The organism is Stenotrophomonas muris, from assembly GCF_052751275.1.
In genome coordinates this window covers 2,039,457-2,053,228 of record NZ_CP199879.1, presented here as the reverse complement: position 1 = coordinate 2,053,228, position 13,772 = coordinate 2,039,457, and the positions used below count along the sequence as shown (strand labels likewise).

Genomic DNA, 13,772 nt, shown 5'->3' with positions numbered 1-13,772 from the left:
CGGTACACAATCAAATTTTACTGCATTTCCAGCGGCGGATGCTGAAAACCTGTCGAGTGGTGCGCCCGGAGAGATTCGAACTCCCGACCGCCTGGTTCGTAGCCAGGTACTCTATCCAACTGAGCTACGGGCGCCCTGCGACAGGAGCGGAATTATGCGGATGTCGGCGCGTACCGTCAACAGTTTTGTGAAAATTTTCATCCAACTGAATGAAAAAGCGGTCTGCCACAGCGTCAGGGGCCTTCAACCAGGCGAAATGATCCGCACGCGTGCCCAGTTCCTGCGCCGACAGCACGCGCAGCTGCGCGTCAACATTCGGCAGCTTGGCCAGCAATGTCTGCATCGATCCGGTCGGTGCCAACCAGTCGTGTTCCATCAACACCGCCTGCGCGCTGCCATGCACGCGCGCCATCTGTGCGTCGAGGTCTTCGTCCATGCCGGCCGCGGCATAGTGGTTGTTCAGGCCCACGCGCGCCCAGTCGGCGATCAGTCCGCGCGCTTCGGTGCCGCCGAAGCCGAGGCGCCGGCCATGCAGCACGCCTTGGCGCTGTGCGATCCACGGCAGGAAGCGGTAGACCAGTGGCAGCAGCCAGCCCCGCGGTGGCGGGAAGCCGCGCCAGAACGGTGAGCCGCTGGCCGCCAACCACAAGCGGTTGAAGTGCTGCGGATTGCGGCCGGCATGCACGCAGGCCAGCTGACCGCCGAGGCTGTGGCCACCGATGATCCAGGGCAGCGCGCCGGCCTCGTCATCCGCCGCGACAAGGACCGCCTGGCTGGTGGGCAGATCCTGTTCGAGTACCTCGCGATAGCCCCAGTCCTGCGTGCGCGACGGCCGCAGTGAGCTGCTGCCATTGCCGCGCCACTCGTGCAGGTACACCGCCACGCCCTTCGCCGCCAGCGCCTGCGCCAGCGGCAGGTAGTGGCGCGCGGCCACGCCCAGTGCCGGCAGCCACAGCAGGCGCGCGATGGGCTGTGCAGGCACGCAGGCAATCACTTCGTAGCGATGGCCATCAGCGCACTGCACGGCGAGGACGTCCGGTGTGAGGCTCATGCGTGGGGTGCCGCGCCGAAGTGATCGAGCACCAGCACCTCGCTGCGGCCGGGGGCATAGCCCTGCTGCAGGCCGCGTGCAACGTAGTCGATACCGGCTTCGCAGGCATTGGCCAGGCTCAAGCCGTTGCACAGTTGCGCGGCGATGGCCGAGGCCAGCGTGCAGCCGGTGCCATGTGCGTCCAGCGGCAGGCGGGCATGGATGAATTCTTCGCTGCTGACGCCGTCGAAGTAGCGGTCGATCACGCGGTTGCCTTCCTGCAGATGGCCACCTTTGAGCAGCACCGCACCGGCGCCCAGGTCGAGCAGGGCGGAAGCGGCGCGCTCCGCGTCATCGCCGTTGCCGATCTTCCGTCCGACCAGCAGCTCTGCTTCCGGCGTGTTCGGGGTGATCAGCGTGGCCAGCGGGATCAGCCGCTCGCGCATCGCCTGCAGGGCGCTGTCTTCCAGCAGGCGCGCGCCGCTGGTGGCGACCATCACCGGGTCCAGTACCACGTGTGGCGGGCGATGGCGCTCCAATGCATCGGCGACGGCATTGATCACCTCGGCGTTGGCCAGCATGCCGAGCTTCACCGCGTGGATGTCGAAGTCGTCGAAGCAGGCGTCCAGTTGCGCGCGCAGGAAATCGATCGGCGGCACATGCACGGCGATGACGCCGCGGGTGTTCTGCGCGGTCAGTGCAGCAATCGCGGAAAGGCCATGCACGCGGTGTGCGGCGAAGGCCTTCAGGTCGGCCTGGATGCCGGCGCCACCACCGGAGTCGGAGCCGGCGATGGTGAGGGCGGAAACGGGAGTGGTCGGGCTCATCCAGCGATTGTGCCGTGGTCACCGTAAAGGAGGTAGCGCCGCCGCTGATAGATGGGGTCAGATCCCTTTTCCGCAGGAAAAGGGATCTGACCCCCCGGAGCGCCGCCCTCAATGCCGCCAACGCGCCCACTGCTGGTACAGCACATAACCCAGTCCGGTCAGGCCGGTCAGCAGGGCGGGGGCAAGCAGGGCGTCGTACTGCCAGCGCACGAACAGCCAGGCGCCGAGGATGCCGCCGGCGAGGAAGCCGCTGATGATCAGGCCGCTGAGGGTCAGTCGCCGTACCTGCAGTGGCAACCCGCGCAGCAGGTGGCCCAAGCCGATGCCGAGGTCGGTGAACATGCCGCTGAGGTGGGTGGTGCGCACCACCGCGCCGCTGAAGGTGGTGGCCATCGCATTCTGCAGGCCGCAGGCCATGGCAGCGGCCAGTGCACCCCATATCTGGTGCCGTTCGAACAGCGGAATGGCTACCAGCAACAGTGCTGACTCCAGCGCCAGCGCCACGCCGTAGCGTCGGCCCAGCTGCAGGGTGCTGTCCTGGATCAGCAGGCCGCTGAGCATTGCGCCCAGCGAGAACGCGATCAGCAGTCCCCACAGGTGTCCGACCGCGCGCCAGTCACCCTGGGCCAGTGCCATGCCGAGCTGGCTGGTACTGCCGGTCATGTGGCTGACCGCCTGGTGCTCGAAACCGAGGAAGCCGACCACGTTGACCATGCCGGCCACGCACGAGAGCGCGACCGCGCCGATCCAGACCCAGGTGGGCAGGCGTATTCCCATCGGCGGGGCCCCTCAGGGCCCGCCGAAGCCGCCGTTGAACTGCAGCTCGCTGAAGGTGTTGCTGGCCGGGTCGAACACCGCGCCCCAGAACTGCGCGCCGCCATCGCAGACGCGGATCGCTTCGCGGGCCGGATTGATGCCGCTGTCGTCGGGCAGGTGGAAGGCATTGATGTAGATCAGCCGTCGGCCTGCGCTTTCGATGCCGACGTACTGCCGGTCAAAGTCGAGCACCTTCGGCACCTGGGCCTCCAGCGAAGACAGGTTCGCTTCCAGCTGGTCGATCTGCTGCCGGCTGGGTGCCCAGTAGCCACTGACCCGCCCGGCCTCGCGGCCGGGGCTGGGCCGCGAGCAGGTGTCGAGCACCTGCGCGGCGATGATCGGGCGGGTGACCACCCAGGACTGGCCGGTGCGCTCGGCGGTGGGCACACTGGCCGGGCCGCGCGTAGTGGTGCAGGCGCCCAGCACGGCTGCGAGGGTGATTGCAGCCGTGGGCAGCAGCAGGCGGGTGCGGCGGTTCACAACACCTCCGAAGCGTAATCGGCCAGGCGCGAACGCTCGCCACGGCGCAGGGTGATGTGTGCACTATGCGGCCAGTTCTTGAAGCGATCCACCGCGTAGGTCAGGCCCGAGGTGGTCTCGGTCAGGTACGGGGTGTCGATCTGCTCGACGTTGCCCAGGCAGACGATCTTGGTGCCGGGGCCGGCGCGGGTGATCAGCGTCTTCATCTGCTTCGGGGTGAGGTTCTGTGCCTCGTCCAGGATCAGGTAGCGCGACAGGAACGTGCGGCCGCGCATGAAGTTCATCGAGCGGATCTTGATGCGGCTGGCCAGCAGGTCGTTGGTCGCCTGGCGCCCCCACGTGCCGCCTTCCTGGTTGTGCGTGAGCACTTCCAGGTTGTCGGTCAGCGCGCCCATCCACGGCGTCATCTTCTCTTCTTCGGTGCCGGGCAGGAAACCGATGTCCTCGCCGACGCTGACCGTGGCGCGGGTCATGATGATCTCGCGGTAGCGCTGCTGGTCCATCGTCTGCGCCAGGCCGGCGGCCAGCGCCAGCAGGGTCTTGCCGGTGCCGGCGGTACCCAGCAGCGTGACGAAGTCGATCTCCGGATCCATCAGTGCGTTGAGGGCGAAGTTCTGCTCGCGGTTGCGTGCGCTGATGCCCCACACGGCGTGGCTGCCGTGGCGGAAATCATCGACCAGCGACAGCACCACCTTGCCGTCACCGACCACGCGGCTGACGCGCAGCTCGACTTCATCTTCGCCGGGCAGGTAGACGTACTGGTTCGGGTACCACTCCTCGCCGTCCTGCGCCTGGATTTCGTAATGGGTACGGCCCTTGTCGCTCCAGCTGCGCAGGTCGTCGCCGTGGCGCTTCCAGAAGTCTTCCGGCAGCTCGGTAGCGCCGGTGTAGAGCAGGCTGAAATCGTCCAGCGCGCGGTCGTTCTCGTAGTCCTCGGACACGATGCCGGCGATGGCGGCCTTGATCCGCAGGTTGATGTCCTTGGAGACGAACACCACCGGCAGGTCGGGGGTTTCTTCCTTCAGGGCCAGGATCGCGCCGAGGATGGCGTTGTCCGGGATCACCTTGCCGAAGCTCTTGCCAGCGTCGAAATGGCTGGTCTGGAAGCGCAGCTTGCCGGCGCTCTGCTTGCCGCGCAGCTGCAGCCCATTCGGGCGCTGCAGCGGAATGCCGTCGGCCAGGTTGTCCAGGCCGGAGGCCTGCACCAGCTCGTTGAGGAAGCGGCTCACCTGGCGGGCGTTGCGGCTCGCTTCGGAGGTGCCCTTCTTGCCGTTGTCCAGCTCCTCGATCACCTGCATGGGCAGGTAAACGTCGTGCTCCTCGAATTTGAACAGCGCGGTCGGATCGTGCATCAGCACGTTGGTATCCAGCACGTAGATGCGCTTGCCTCGGGTCATCGTCGATTCCTGGTTACGGACAGGGAAAAACCACCACGGCCTGCTGCCGGGCAGGGTGATGGCAGACACAGTAGGCAGTGGGACTCACTTGGACTGGGAGGCCTTCAGTTCGGCGAGAACGGCATCGGCATGGCCGGCGACCTTGACCTTGCGCCAGGACTGCACGATGCGGCTGTCGGGGGAAATCAGGAAGGTGCTGCGTTCGATGCCACGTACCTGCTTGCCGTACATGTTCTTCATCTTGATCACGTCGAAGGCGCTGCACAGCGCTTCGTCGCCATCGCTGACCAGGGGGAAGCCGAAGCCCTGCCTGGCACAGAAATTGTCGTGCGACTTCACCGAATCGCGCGAGACGCCCAGCACGACCGCGCCGGCCTTCTTGAACTTCGGCAGCAGCGCGTTGAAGTCGATACCTTCGGTGGTGCAGCCGGGAGTGCTGTCCTTGGGGTAGAAGTACAGCACCAGCCACTGGCCGGCATAGTCGCCGAGGGTGGCCTGGTCGCCACCGGACAGCGCCAGCGGCAGGGAGAGGGTGGTGCTGTCCAGGGTATCGCCGTTGTTCATGAGGTCCTTCTGTCGAGCCTGGGTTCTTTCCAAGACAATTGCATGAAACGCCACGCGCCCGTGAGAGGCGCGCGAAAAATCAGGAATTCATTCAGAACTTCATCGGGTCCATGATCGCGTCCAGGTTCAGGTGGTCGCAGAACTCAAGGAAATCGTCGCGCAGCGCGGCGATGTGCATGTTGGCCGGCACGCCGATGGTGACCTGTGCACTGAACATTTCCGCACCGGTCTGCATGGCGCGGTAGCGCGTGCTCTGCAGGTTCTCGATGGTGATGCCCTGGCGGTCGAAGAAGTCGGCCAGCTGGAACAGGATGCCCGGCTTGTCGGCGGCGATCACTTCGACGATGTACGGCAGCAGGTTGGACTGCGCCTGCTTGGCGGCGGTGCGGTACCAGACCAGCTTCAGGCCCTCCTCGCGCTCCAGCCGGGTCAGCATCGCCTCGAGCTTGGCCACCGAGTCCCAGGAGCCGGTGGCCAGGGCGGTGACCGAGACATCGCGGCCGACCGTGGCCAGGCGTGCGTCCACCAGGTTGCAGCCGCTGTCGGCGATGCGGCGGGTGACGGACAGCAGGGGGGACTCCGGATGCGTCGTATAGGCGTTGATCAGGAGGTGGTTTTCGCTCGGCGCGGGGCGCGGGGTGGTGTCGGTCAAGGCGATTCCGGGTAATGCATGCGTGAGTCTGAATGCCCGCCAGAGGCGGGGATCCACCGGTGTCCAGCATACTTGCCCGTGCTTTCGCGCCGCAAGTAACATTCAGGCCGCCCCCAGCCTTTCGTGGCGGGCGTTTCCCTTCCCAGCCAAGAGCAGCACGTCCTTGTCCCTTTCCGGCCTCATCACCGCGCTGGCGACCCCGTTCCGGGCCGACGGCGCCCTCGATCCCGATGGTTGGCAGCGCCTGCTGCACCTGCAACTGGAGGGTGGCGTCCATGGCGTTGTCGTGGCTGGCTCGACCGGCGAAGCGGCGACCCTGACCGATGCCGAGTACGACCAGCTGCTGGCCAGCGCCGTCGAACGCATCGGCGGCCGCATCCCGGTCATGGCCGGCACCGGCCTGTCGGGCACCGCCAAGACCATCGAACAGACCCGCCGTGCCGCCGCCCTTGGCGCCAGCCACGCACTGGTGGTCACCCCGCCGTACGTGCGGCCGACCCAGGCTGGCCTGATCGCGCACTATCGCGCGGTGGCCGACCAGGGCGGGCTGCCGGTCGTGCTGTACAACGTGCCCGGCCGTACCGGCTGCGACATGCAGCCGGAGACCGTGGCCGAACTGGCCAGCCACCCCAATATCGTCGGCATCAAGGAAGCGGTGGGTGACACCGGCCGGGTGCAGGCGCTGCTGGCGCTGCGCAGCCCGACGTTCGCGGTGCTCAGTGGCGACGACGGCACCGCCGCGCGTTCGATCCGGGCCGGCATCGATGGCCTGATCTCGGTCGGTTCCAACGTGCTTCCGGGCGCGTATCGCCGGATGTGCGAGCTGGCTGCCGCGCACGACCACGAAGCCACCGAGTCGTGGGACGCGCGCCTGCATCCCTTCCATGATTTCTGTGGCGTCGAACCCAACCCGATCCCGGTCAAGGCGCTGCTGCGCCGCATCGGCATCGGCCATGACCTGCGCCTGCCGCTGCTGCCGCTGTCGGCAGCACATCATCCCGCGGCCGACCACCTTGCCGGCGACATCGCCGCCCTCGAAGCCCTTTCCAGCCACTGACCTTCCGTCTTGGTCTGACCCAGGAGATTCACATGCGTCAATCCGTTTCCACTGTCCGCGTGCTGTCCTACGCCCTGCTTGCTGTAGCTGTTGCGGCCGGCACCACCGGCTGCTTCAAGCGTGGCGTCAAGGGCGACTACGCCCTGGCCCCGGAGATGCGCCCGCTGGAAGTACCGCCGGACCTGAACCTGCCCAACGCCACCACCGACAACAAGGTGCCGACACTGGCCTCGGCCACCAAGCCGGCGGCGCCGGTCGCCGCAGCCCCGGCGGTGGGCAACACCGGTTTCACCGTTGCCGGTGGCAAGGATGAAGCCTTCGCCAAGGTCGGTACCGCGCTGGAAGGCGTCGAAGGCGTGACCATCGCCAGCCGCGCGCAGCTGCTGGGCTCGTACGACGTGGCCTACGAAGGCAGCAACTTCCTGGTCCGCGTGGTGGCGGTTGATGCAGGTGCCTACATCTCCGCGGTCGACCCGCGTGGCCTGCCGGCCACCGCCGAAGCGCCGGTGAAGCTGATCGCCGCGCTGAAGGCGAAGCTGGCTCAGTAAGGGCCGCCCTGGTGGAGGCCGACCTTGGTCGGCGCTTTTGTGCCAACCAAGGTTGGCACCTACCGAGAACAGAAAAGGGCGCCATGGGCGCCCTTTTCCGTTGCCGCCGCGGGCGCTTCTCAGCGCTCCAGCAGCTTCAGCTTGTCCGGCTTGCCGTCCCATTCGCCGGCGTCGGCGGGCGGGTCCTTGCGCACGGTCAGCACCGGCCACTCCTTCGCCAGCTCGGCGTTGAGGGCAACGAAGCCTTCCTGGCCGGCGGGGACGTCGTCCTCGGGGAAAATCGCGTTGACCGGGCACTCCGGCTCGCAGAGGGTGCAGTCGATGCACTCATCCGGGTCGATCACCAGGAAGTTCGGGCCTTCGTGGAAGCAATCCACGGGGCACACTTCCACGCAATCGGTGTGTTTGCACTTGATGCAGTTTTCGGTGACGACAAAGGGCATGGGCTGGGGGTGGATCGATTCCTGAACCCGCCAATTCTAGAACAGGTTGGCCCCCGGTGTCGGGATGGGACGGAAAACGGGCGTCTGGCAGGCGCGGCCATTGGCGGCACGGCAGGGCGTGTGCGAGGCTGCGCGACAACCGGTCCTGGTGGCCGGGCTCCCTTCCCAGCAGGATCGTCCATGTCCCAGGCCCCGTCCCGCACCGCCTCCCACGGTGGTGAAAACACGGCGTTCATCGTCCTGATCAGTTGCGTGGCCACGCTTGGTGGCTTCCTGTTCGGCTTCGACAGCGGTGTCATCAACGGCACGGTCGATGGCCTGCGCCAGGCCTTCAACTCCAGCGAGGCGGCGCTGGGTTTCGAAGTTGCCTCGATGCTGCTGGGCTGCGCGATCGGTGCCTTCCTGGCCGGTTGGTTGGGCGACCGCTTGGGGCGCCGTGGTGTCCTGATCGTGTCCGCGCTGATGTTCCTGGTCTCGGCGCTGGGCGCCGGGGCGGCCCACGCGTCCTGGCTGTTCATCGCGGCCCGCGTGCTGGGCGGCTTTGCGGTGGGGGCGGCCAGCGTGATGTCACCGGCCTACATCGCCGAAGTCGCCTCGGCGCGCTATCGCGGCCGGCTGGCCACGGTGCAGCAGATGGCCATCATCTGCGGTTTGTTCGCGGCTTTCCTCAGCAATTACCTGCTGGCCCGCGCCGCCGGCGCCTCGACCGAGCCGCTGTGGCTGGGCCACGAAGCCTGGCGATGGATGTTCTGGATGCAGGCGCTGCCCTCCGCGCTGTTCCTGCTGTTGCTGCTGGTGATTCCGGAAAGCCCGCGCTTCCTGGTGCTGAAGGGCCGCCAGGGGCAGGCGAGGGCGGTGTTGTCGCGACTGTACGGCGAGGCCGCTGCCCGGGCCAAGCAGGCCGAGATCGAAGCCAGCCTGGAACAGGACCAGCACAAGCCGCGCTTCGGCGACCTGCGCAGCAGGGCTACCGGCAGGCTGCGCCCGATCCTCTGGGTGGGCATCGGCCTGGCCATGTTCCAGCAGCTGGTCGGCATCAACGTGGTGTTCTACTACGGCGCGGTGCTGTGGCAGGCGGTGGGCTTCTCTGAAAGCGACGCACTGCTGATCAATGTGCTGTCCGGCGCGCTGAGCATCGGCGCCTGCCTGCTCACCGTGCTGCTGATCGACCGCATCGGGCGCAAGCCGCTGCTGTGGGTCGGCTCGGTCGGCATGTCGGTGGCGCTGGTGCTGATGGTGGTGGCGTTTGCCAGCGGCAGCCTGGCCGGCGGGCGCCTGCAGCTGTCCGATGGCATGGGGCGGCTGGCGCTGGTCGCCGCCAACGTCTACGTGGTGTTCTTCAACATGTCCTGGGGCCCGGTGATGTGGGTGATGCTGGGCGAGATGTTCCCCAACCAGATCCGCGGCCCGGCGCTGGCGGTGGCGGGTGCGGCGCAATGGACCTCGAACTTCGCGATCACCGTGACCTTCCCGATGCTGCTGGCCGGCATCGGCCTGGCCGGCGCCTATGGCATCTACGCGGTCGCGGCGATCCTCTCGATCGTCTTCGTGGTCCGCTACGTACGCGAGACCAAGGGCAAGGAGCTGGAGCAGATGGAAGGCTGACGGCGACTGGCTTCGGTTGCGTTCCGTTGGCGCCTGCTTGTCCAGAGTGTGGGGGGCAGGCCGCCCTCTCCAGGACACGCAAGAGCCCATCCATGGTGCTCGATGGCGCCTTGCTCGCGTGCGCTGTCCTGCGCACTCGGCAAGACCAGGCTTGGGCTCCTGCCCAACCCGTCGGGCGCATGCGCCCAACCCATCGCGCCAACGGTCCTGGAGAGGGCGGCCTGCCCCCTCCTGACAGTTTCATGGTGCGTGCGGATGCGGCGAAGCGCTGGTCGGTTGTTGCCGCAGCTGGCGGGAAACCGTCCAGAGTCGGTGGGGTCACCCAGGGCAGGACCGTTGGCGCCAAGGATGGCGCCATCGAGCCCCCATGGATGGGTTCACGGCGTGTCCTGCCCTGGGTGACCCCACCGGCTCGAGCCGATTGCAGGGAGGCGCCAAAGCGACCAACCCGACCGCAATCACTGCAATCCCGAAAAACAGAAAAGCCCGCACAAGGCGGGCTTTTTCGGTTCCTGCTGCGGCGACTGGCGCTCCCTAGGGGACTCGAACCCCTGTTTTAGCCTTGAGAGGGCCACGTCCTAACCACTAGACGAAGGGAGCGTAACTGTGTCGCTGCCGAGGCAGGAGCGCTAGTATATGCACCTCGATGCCATTGGGCAATCCCGAAACTTCAACCGGAAGCGCCAACATCATTTCCTCTGCTACATCACCGTTCAGCCTGCGCGTCATCCCGCGCGACCAGCACACGATCTCCCGCAAGGACATCAGCCCGAACGCCCTGCGCGTGCTTTACCGCCTGCGCGATGCCGGCTTCGGCGCCTACCTTGTCGGCGGCGCGGTGCGCGATCTGCTGGTCAATGGCCAACCCAAGGATTTCGACGTGGCCACCGACGCCACGCCCGAGCAGGTCAAGCAGCTGTTCCGCAACTGCCGCCTGATCGGCCGCCGGTTCCGCCTCGCCCACGTAGTGTTCGGTCGCGAAATCATCGAAGTCGCCACCTTCCGTGCCAACAGCGATGACGGCAGCGGCGACCGCGAGATGGAAAACGGCATGCTCGTGCGCGACAACGTGTACGGCACCATCGAAGACGACGCCATCCGCCGCGACTTCACCTGCAACGCCCTGTACTACGCCATCGAGGACTTCTCGGTGCGCGACTACACCGGTGGTTTCGAGGACGTGCAGGCGCGCCTGATGAAGCTGATCGGCGACCCGGTGCAGCGCTACCAGGAAGACCCGGTACGCATGCTGCGAGCGGTGCGCCTGGCGGCCAAGCTCGGCTTCCAGATCGAAGAGGGTACTGCCGCGCCGATCCCGCACCTGGCCGGCCTGCTCAACGAAGCCGCGCCAGCGCGCCTGTTCGAGGAAGTGCTCAAGCTGTTCCTGTCCGGACACGGCGTGGCCAGCTTCGAAGGCCTTGAGCGTTACGGCCTGCTCGACGTGCTGTTCCCGGAAAGCGCCAAGGCGCTGAAAGCCAACCGCACCGGCGCGCTGCGCCGCATGCTGGTCGAGGGCCTGGCCAATACCGATGCGCGGGTGGCCAACGACGAACCGGTCTCGCCGGCGTTCCTGTTCGCGCTGCTGCTGTGGCCGGCGTTCTGCCGTGCACAGGCGACCCTGCTCAAGCAGGGCGTGGCACCGGAAGAGGCGCAGCGCCGCGCCGCCGACCGCGTCACCGTGCAGCAATTGAGCACCATCGCGCTGCCGCGCCGCTTCTCGCTGCCGATGCAGGAAATCTGGCTGCTGCAGTCGCGCTTCAGCTCGCGCCAGCGCAAGCGCGTGTTCCGCACCCTGACCCATCCGCGCTTCCGTGCCGCGTTCGATTTCCTCAGCCTGCGCCAGGTGGCGTCGTCCGAGCACGCCGCCGATGTCGAGTTCTGGCGCGAAGCGCAGGCGCAGTCCGGTCGTGAGCTGGAGTCGTCGCTAGATGCGATGCACAGCGAAGATGGCGATGACGAGAGCGGAGCGCCGCGCAAGCGCCGCCGTCGCCGCCGTCGTCCGGGTGCCGCGGCCGGTGCAGCGGGCGAGTAAGCGATGACCCTCGCCTGGATCGGCCTCGGCGCCAACCTCGGCGACGCGGCCGCCACCGTCGGCGCGGCGATTGCCGCGCTGGACGGCCTGCCCGGGACCCGGCTGCGCCAGGCCTCGCGGCTTTACGCAACGCCGGCCTGGGGCAATGAAGACCAGCCGCCGTTCGTCAATGCGGTGGCCTCGGTCGAAACCACCTTGCCGGCCGATGAGCTGCTGCAGGCCATGCTGGCGCTGGAGCAGCGCTTCGGTCGCACGCGTGATCCGGCAGTGCACTGGGGCCCGCGCGCGCTGGACCTGGACCTGCTGCTGTATGGCGCGCAAGCGCTCGACCAGCCTGGGCTGAAGGTGCCGCATCCGTACCTGCACGAGCGTGCCTTCGTGCTGGTGCCGCTGGCCGAAATCGCGCCGGAACTTACAATTCCTGGCCATGGACGCGTGCAGGATGCAGTGATGCGGGTCGATGCCTGCGGGATCGCGCCGATAGGGTGATAATGCCCGGGTTATCTCCCCCGGTTATCAGCACATGAGCACCCACGCAGACAGCAAGCCCTGGACCGTTCCCGCCCTGGCCGAGGCCAAGCGCAATGGCCAGAAGCTGGTCATGTTGACCGCCTACGACGCCGGCTTCGCCCGCACCTTCGATGCCAACGGCGTCGATCTGATCCTGATCGGCGATTCGCTGGGCATGGTCGTGCAGGGTCATGATTCGACCCTGCCGGTGACCGTGGCCGACATGGTCTACCACACCCGGGCCGTGGCCCGCGTGCTGCAGCGTGCGCTGCTGGTGGCCGACCTGCCGTTCGGCGCCGATGCCACCCCGGAACGCGCGCTGGATGCCTCGCTGCAGCTGCTGCAGGCCGGTGCCGAGATGGTCAAGATCGAAGGTGCCGGCTTCAAGGTCGACATCATCCGCTACCTGGTCGAGCGCGAGATTCCGGTCTGCGCGCACCTCGGCCTGACCCCGCAGTCGGTGCTGCGACTGGGCGGCTTCAAGATCCAGGGCCGCGGCGATGCTGCGCGCCAGCTGGTGGAGGACGCCAGGGCCGTGGCCGCCGCAGGCGCCAGCATCATGGTGCTCGAATGCGTGCCGACCCCGGTCGCTGCCGAAGTGACCGCTGCGGTGGATGTGCCGACCATCGGCATTGGCGCGGGCCCGCAGTGCGATGGCCAGGTGCTGGTGCTGCACGATTTCCTCGGCCTGGACAGTGGCCATCGCCGTCCCAAGTTCGTCAAGGATTTCCTTGCCGAAGGTGGCTCGGTGGCCGGTGCCACCCGCGCCTTTGCCGACGCGGTGCGCGACGGCAGCTTCCCCGACGAACAGCACGCCTACGCCCAATGATCCAGACCTTCAACGAGCTCGGCGCGTTGCGCGAGCAGATCGCCCAGTGGAAGCGTGAGGGCCTGCGCGTGGCGCTGGTGCCGACCATGGGCAACCTGCATGGGGGGCACCATTCGCTGGTGACCCTGGCCCGCCAGTACGCCGACAAGGTGGTGGCGAGCATCTTCGTCAATCCGACCCAGTTCGGCCCCAACGAGGATTTCAGTCGCTACCCGCGCACGCCCGAGGCCGACGTGGCCGGGCTGGAGCAGGTCGGCTGCGATGCCGTGTGGCTGCCCAGCGTGGAGACGATGTATCCGCTGGGCGTGGACAGGACCACGCGCATGCACGCGCCGGGTGTCAGTGAAGTGCTGGAAGGCGCCAGCCGCCCGGGGCACTTCGATGGCGTCTGCACGGTGGTGGCGCGCCTGTTCCTGCAGGTGCAGCCGGACGTGGCCGTGTTCGGCCGCAAGGACTACCAGCAGCTTGCCGTGATCAGGCAGATGGTGGCCGAGCTGTCGTTCCCGATCCAGATCGTCGGTGCTGAGATCGTGCGCGACGAGGATGGCCTGGCCAAGAGTTCGCGCAACCAGTACCTGAGCGACGAACAGCGCCCGGTCGCGACCACCATCCACCGCACCCTGCTGGGCATGCGCGAGGGCTACGTGGCGGGGCAGGCACGTGATCGCATCGAAGCCGACGCCACGGCCACATTGCAGGCAGCCGGGTTCCAGGTCGACTACGCGGTGCTGCGCACCCCGGAGCTGGCCGAGCCGACCTTCGACGGCGGTGGCCGCGTGGCGCTGATTGCCGCGCGCCTGGGAACCACCCGGTTGATCGACAACCTGGAGTTCTGAGTTCCGGCGGCGCCGCGCGATGCATGGGGTCAGATCCCTTTTCCAGGGGAAAAGGGTTCTGACCCCGGTTTCACCGGCTACCTGAACAGGTTGCCGGCCGTGATGCCCCGCGCTGCGCGGGTGCTAGAATCCGCTCTTTCCTTTGC

15 protein-coding genes and 2 tRNA genes are annotated in these 13,772 nt (G+C 67.2%); 7 read left to right on the top strand and 10 right to left on the bottom strand.

All coding sequences use genetic code 11. From position 1 onward, the window contains the following. Positions 1-57: 57 nt before the first annotated feature. From ACUVWL_RS09480 to ACUVWL_RS09445, 8 genes are all read right to left on the bottom strand, one after another. Positions 58-134, bottom strand: a tRNA-Arg gene (locus tag ACUVWL_RS09480). Further along, entirely contained in the window at positions 125-1,051 is a 927-nt protein-coding gene (locus ACUVWL_RS09475) for an alpha/beta hydrolase family protein (protein ID WP_142234573.1), read from the bottom strand. The genes ACUVWL_RS09480 and ACUVWL_RS09475 overlap by 10 nt, the downstream gene beginning before the upstream one ends. Then, positions 1,048-1,857 (bottom strand): bifunctional hydroxymethylpyrimidine kinase/phosphomethylpyrimidine kinase, encoded by an 810-nt coding sequence (thiD, locus tag ACUVWL_RS09470; RefSeq protein ID WP_046429932.1) that lies wholly within the window; start codon positions 1,855-1,857, stop codon positions 1,048-1,050. The genes ACUVWL_RS09475 and thiD overlap by 4 nt, the downstream gene beginning before the upstream one ends. Before the next feature lie 108 nt (positions 1,858-1,965). Continuing rightward, the gene (locus ACUVWL_RS09465) at positions 1,966-2,634 is read right to left on the bottom strand and encodes a YoaK family protein (RefSeq protein WP_032957720.1); all 669 of its coding nucleotides are present in this window, start codon (positions 2,632-2,634) and stop codon (positions 1,966-1,968) included. A 12-nt stretch (positions 2,635-2,646) separates the two neighbouring features. After that, the gene (locus ACUVWL_RS09460; protein WP_014646741.1) at positions 2,647-3,153 is read right to left on the bottom strand and encodes a hypothetical protein; all 507 of its coding nucleotides are present in this window, start codon (positions 3,151-3,153) and stop codon (positions 2,647-2,649) included. After that, entirely contained in the window at positions 3,150-4,550 is a 1,401-nt protein-coding gene (locus ACUVWL_RS09455; RefSeq protein ID WP_014646742.1) for a PhoH family protein, read from the bottom strand. Before ACUVWL_RS09455 ends, ACUVWL_RS09460 begins: the two co-directional genes overlap by 4 nt. 84 nt (positions 4,551-4,634) lie before the next feature. Beyond that, positions 4,635-5,114, bottom strand: coding sequence for a peroxiredoxin (locus ACUVWL_RS09450; protein WP_014646743.1), 480 nt, complete (start codon positions 5,112-5,114; stop codon positions 4,635-4,637). Positions 5,115-5,205: 91 nt separating this feature from the next. Next, positions 5,206-5,766: a glycine cleavage system protein R gene (locus ACUVWL_RS09445; RefSeq protein WP_005409051.1), complete on the bottom strand. Its 561-nt coding sequence runs from the start codon at positions 5,764-5,766 to the stop codon at positions 5,206-5,208. 163 nt (positions 5,767-5,929) lie between these two features. Between ACUVWL_RS09445 and dapA the strand changes: the two genes are divergently transcribed. Both dapA and ACUVWL_RS09435 read left to right on the top strand, forming a co-directional pair. Further along, positions 5,930-6,823 carry a 4-hydroxy-tetrahydrodipicolinate synthase gene (dapA, locus tag ACUVWL_RS09440; RefSeq protein ID WP_032960833.1) on the top strand — a complete coding sequence of 298 codons (894 nt, stop codon included), beginning with the start codon at positions 5,930-5,932 and terminating at the stop codon, positions 6,821-6,823. A 32-nt stretch (positions 6,824-6,855) separates the two neighbouring features. Continuing rightward, positions 6,856-7,371 carry a hypothetical protein gene (locus ACUVWL_RS09435; RefSeq protein ID WP_049442314.1) on the top strand — a complete coding sequence of 172 codons (516 nt, stop codon included), beginning with the start codon at positions 6,856-6,858 and terminating at the stop codon, positions 7,369-7,371. A gap of 119 nt (positions 7,372-7,490) precedes the next feature. On the opposite strand, the gene fdxA is transcribed toward ACUVWL_RS09435, so the two are convergent. Then, positions 7,491-7,814: a ferredoxin FdxA gene (gene fdxA, locus ACUVWL_RS09430; RefSeq protein ID WP_005409054.1), complete on the bottom strand. Its 324-nt coding sequence runs from the start codon at positions 7,812-7,814 to the stop codon at positions 7,491-7,493. A 180-nt stretch (positions 7,815-7,994) separates the two neighbouring features. Between fdxA and ACUVWL_RS09425 the strand changes: the two genes are divergently transcribed. Further along, the gene (locus tag ACUVWL_RS09425) at positions 7,995-9,419 is read left to right on the top strand and encodes a sugar porter family MFS transporter (protein ID WP_197605878.1); all 1,425 of its coding nucleotides are present in this window, start codon (positions 7,995-7,997) and stop codon (positions 9,417-9,419) included. Between the two features lie 525 nt (positions 9,420-9,944). On the opposite strand, the gene ACUVWL_RS09420 is transcribed toward ACUVWL_RS09425, so the two are convergent. Continuing rightward, positions 9,945-10,019: transfer RNA gene (locus tag ACUVWL_RS09420), tRNA-Glu, on the bottom strand. 52 nt (positions 10,020-10,071) lie between these two features. Here ACUVWL_RS09420 and pcnB point away from each other — a divergent pair. Genes pcnB through panC form a run of 4 tightly spaced genes read left to right on the top strand, consistent with a single transcriptional unit; the run spans position 10,072 to position 13,626 of the window. Then, a complete protein-coding gene (pcnB, locus tag ACUVWL_RS09415; RefSeq protein WP_032960826.1) occupies positions 10,072-11,451 on the top strand; it encodes a polynucleotide adenylyltransferase PcnB in 1,380 nt (459 codons plus the stop codon). Between the two features lie 3 nt (positions 11,452-11,454). Next, positions 11,455-11,940 (top strand): 2-amino-4-hydroxy-6-hydroxymethyldihydropteridine diphosphokinase, encoded by a 486-nt coding sequence (gene folK, locus ACUVWL_RS09410; RefSeq protein WP_032960824.1) that lies wholly within the window; start codon positions 11,455-11,457, stop codon positions 11,938-11,940. Between the two features lie 34 nt (positions 11,941-11,974). Next, positions 11,975-12,790: a 3-methyl-2-oxobutanoate hydroxymethyltransferase gene (gene panB / locus ACUVWL_RS09405; RefSeq protein ID WP_014646749.1), complete on the top strand. Its 816-nt coding sequence runs from the start codon at positions 11,975-11,977 to the stop codon at positions 12,788-12,790. After that, positions 12,787-13,626, top strand: a complete 840-nt coding sequence (panC, locus tag ACUVWL_RS09400) for a pantoate--beta-alanine ligase (protein WP_046429939.1) — start codon at positions 12,787-12,789, stop codon at positions 13,624-13,626. Before panB ends, panC begins: the two co-directional genes overlap by 4 nt. Positions 13,627-13,772: the final 146 nt, after the last annotated feature.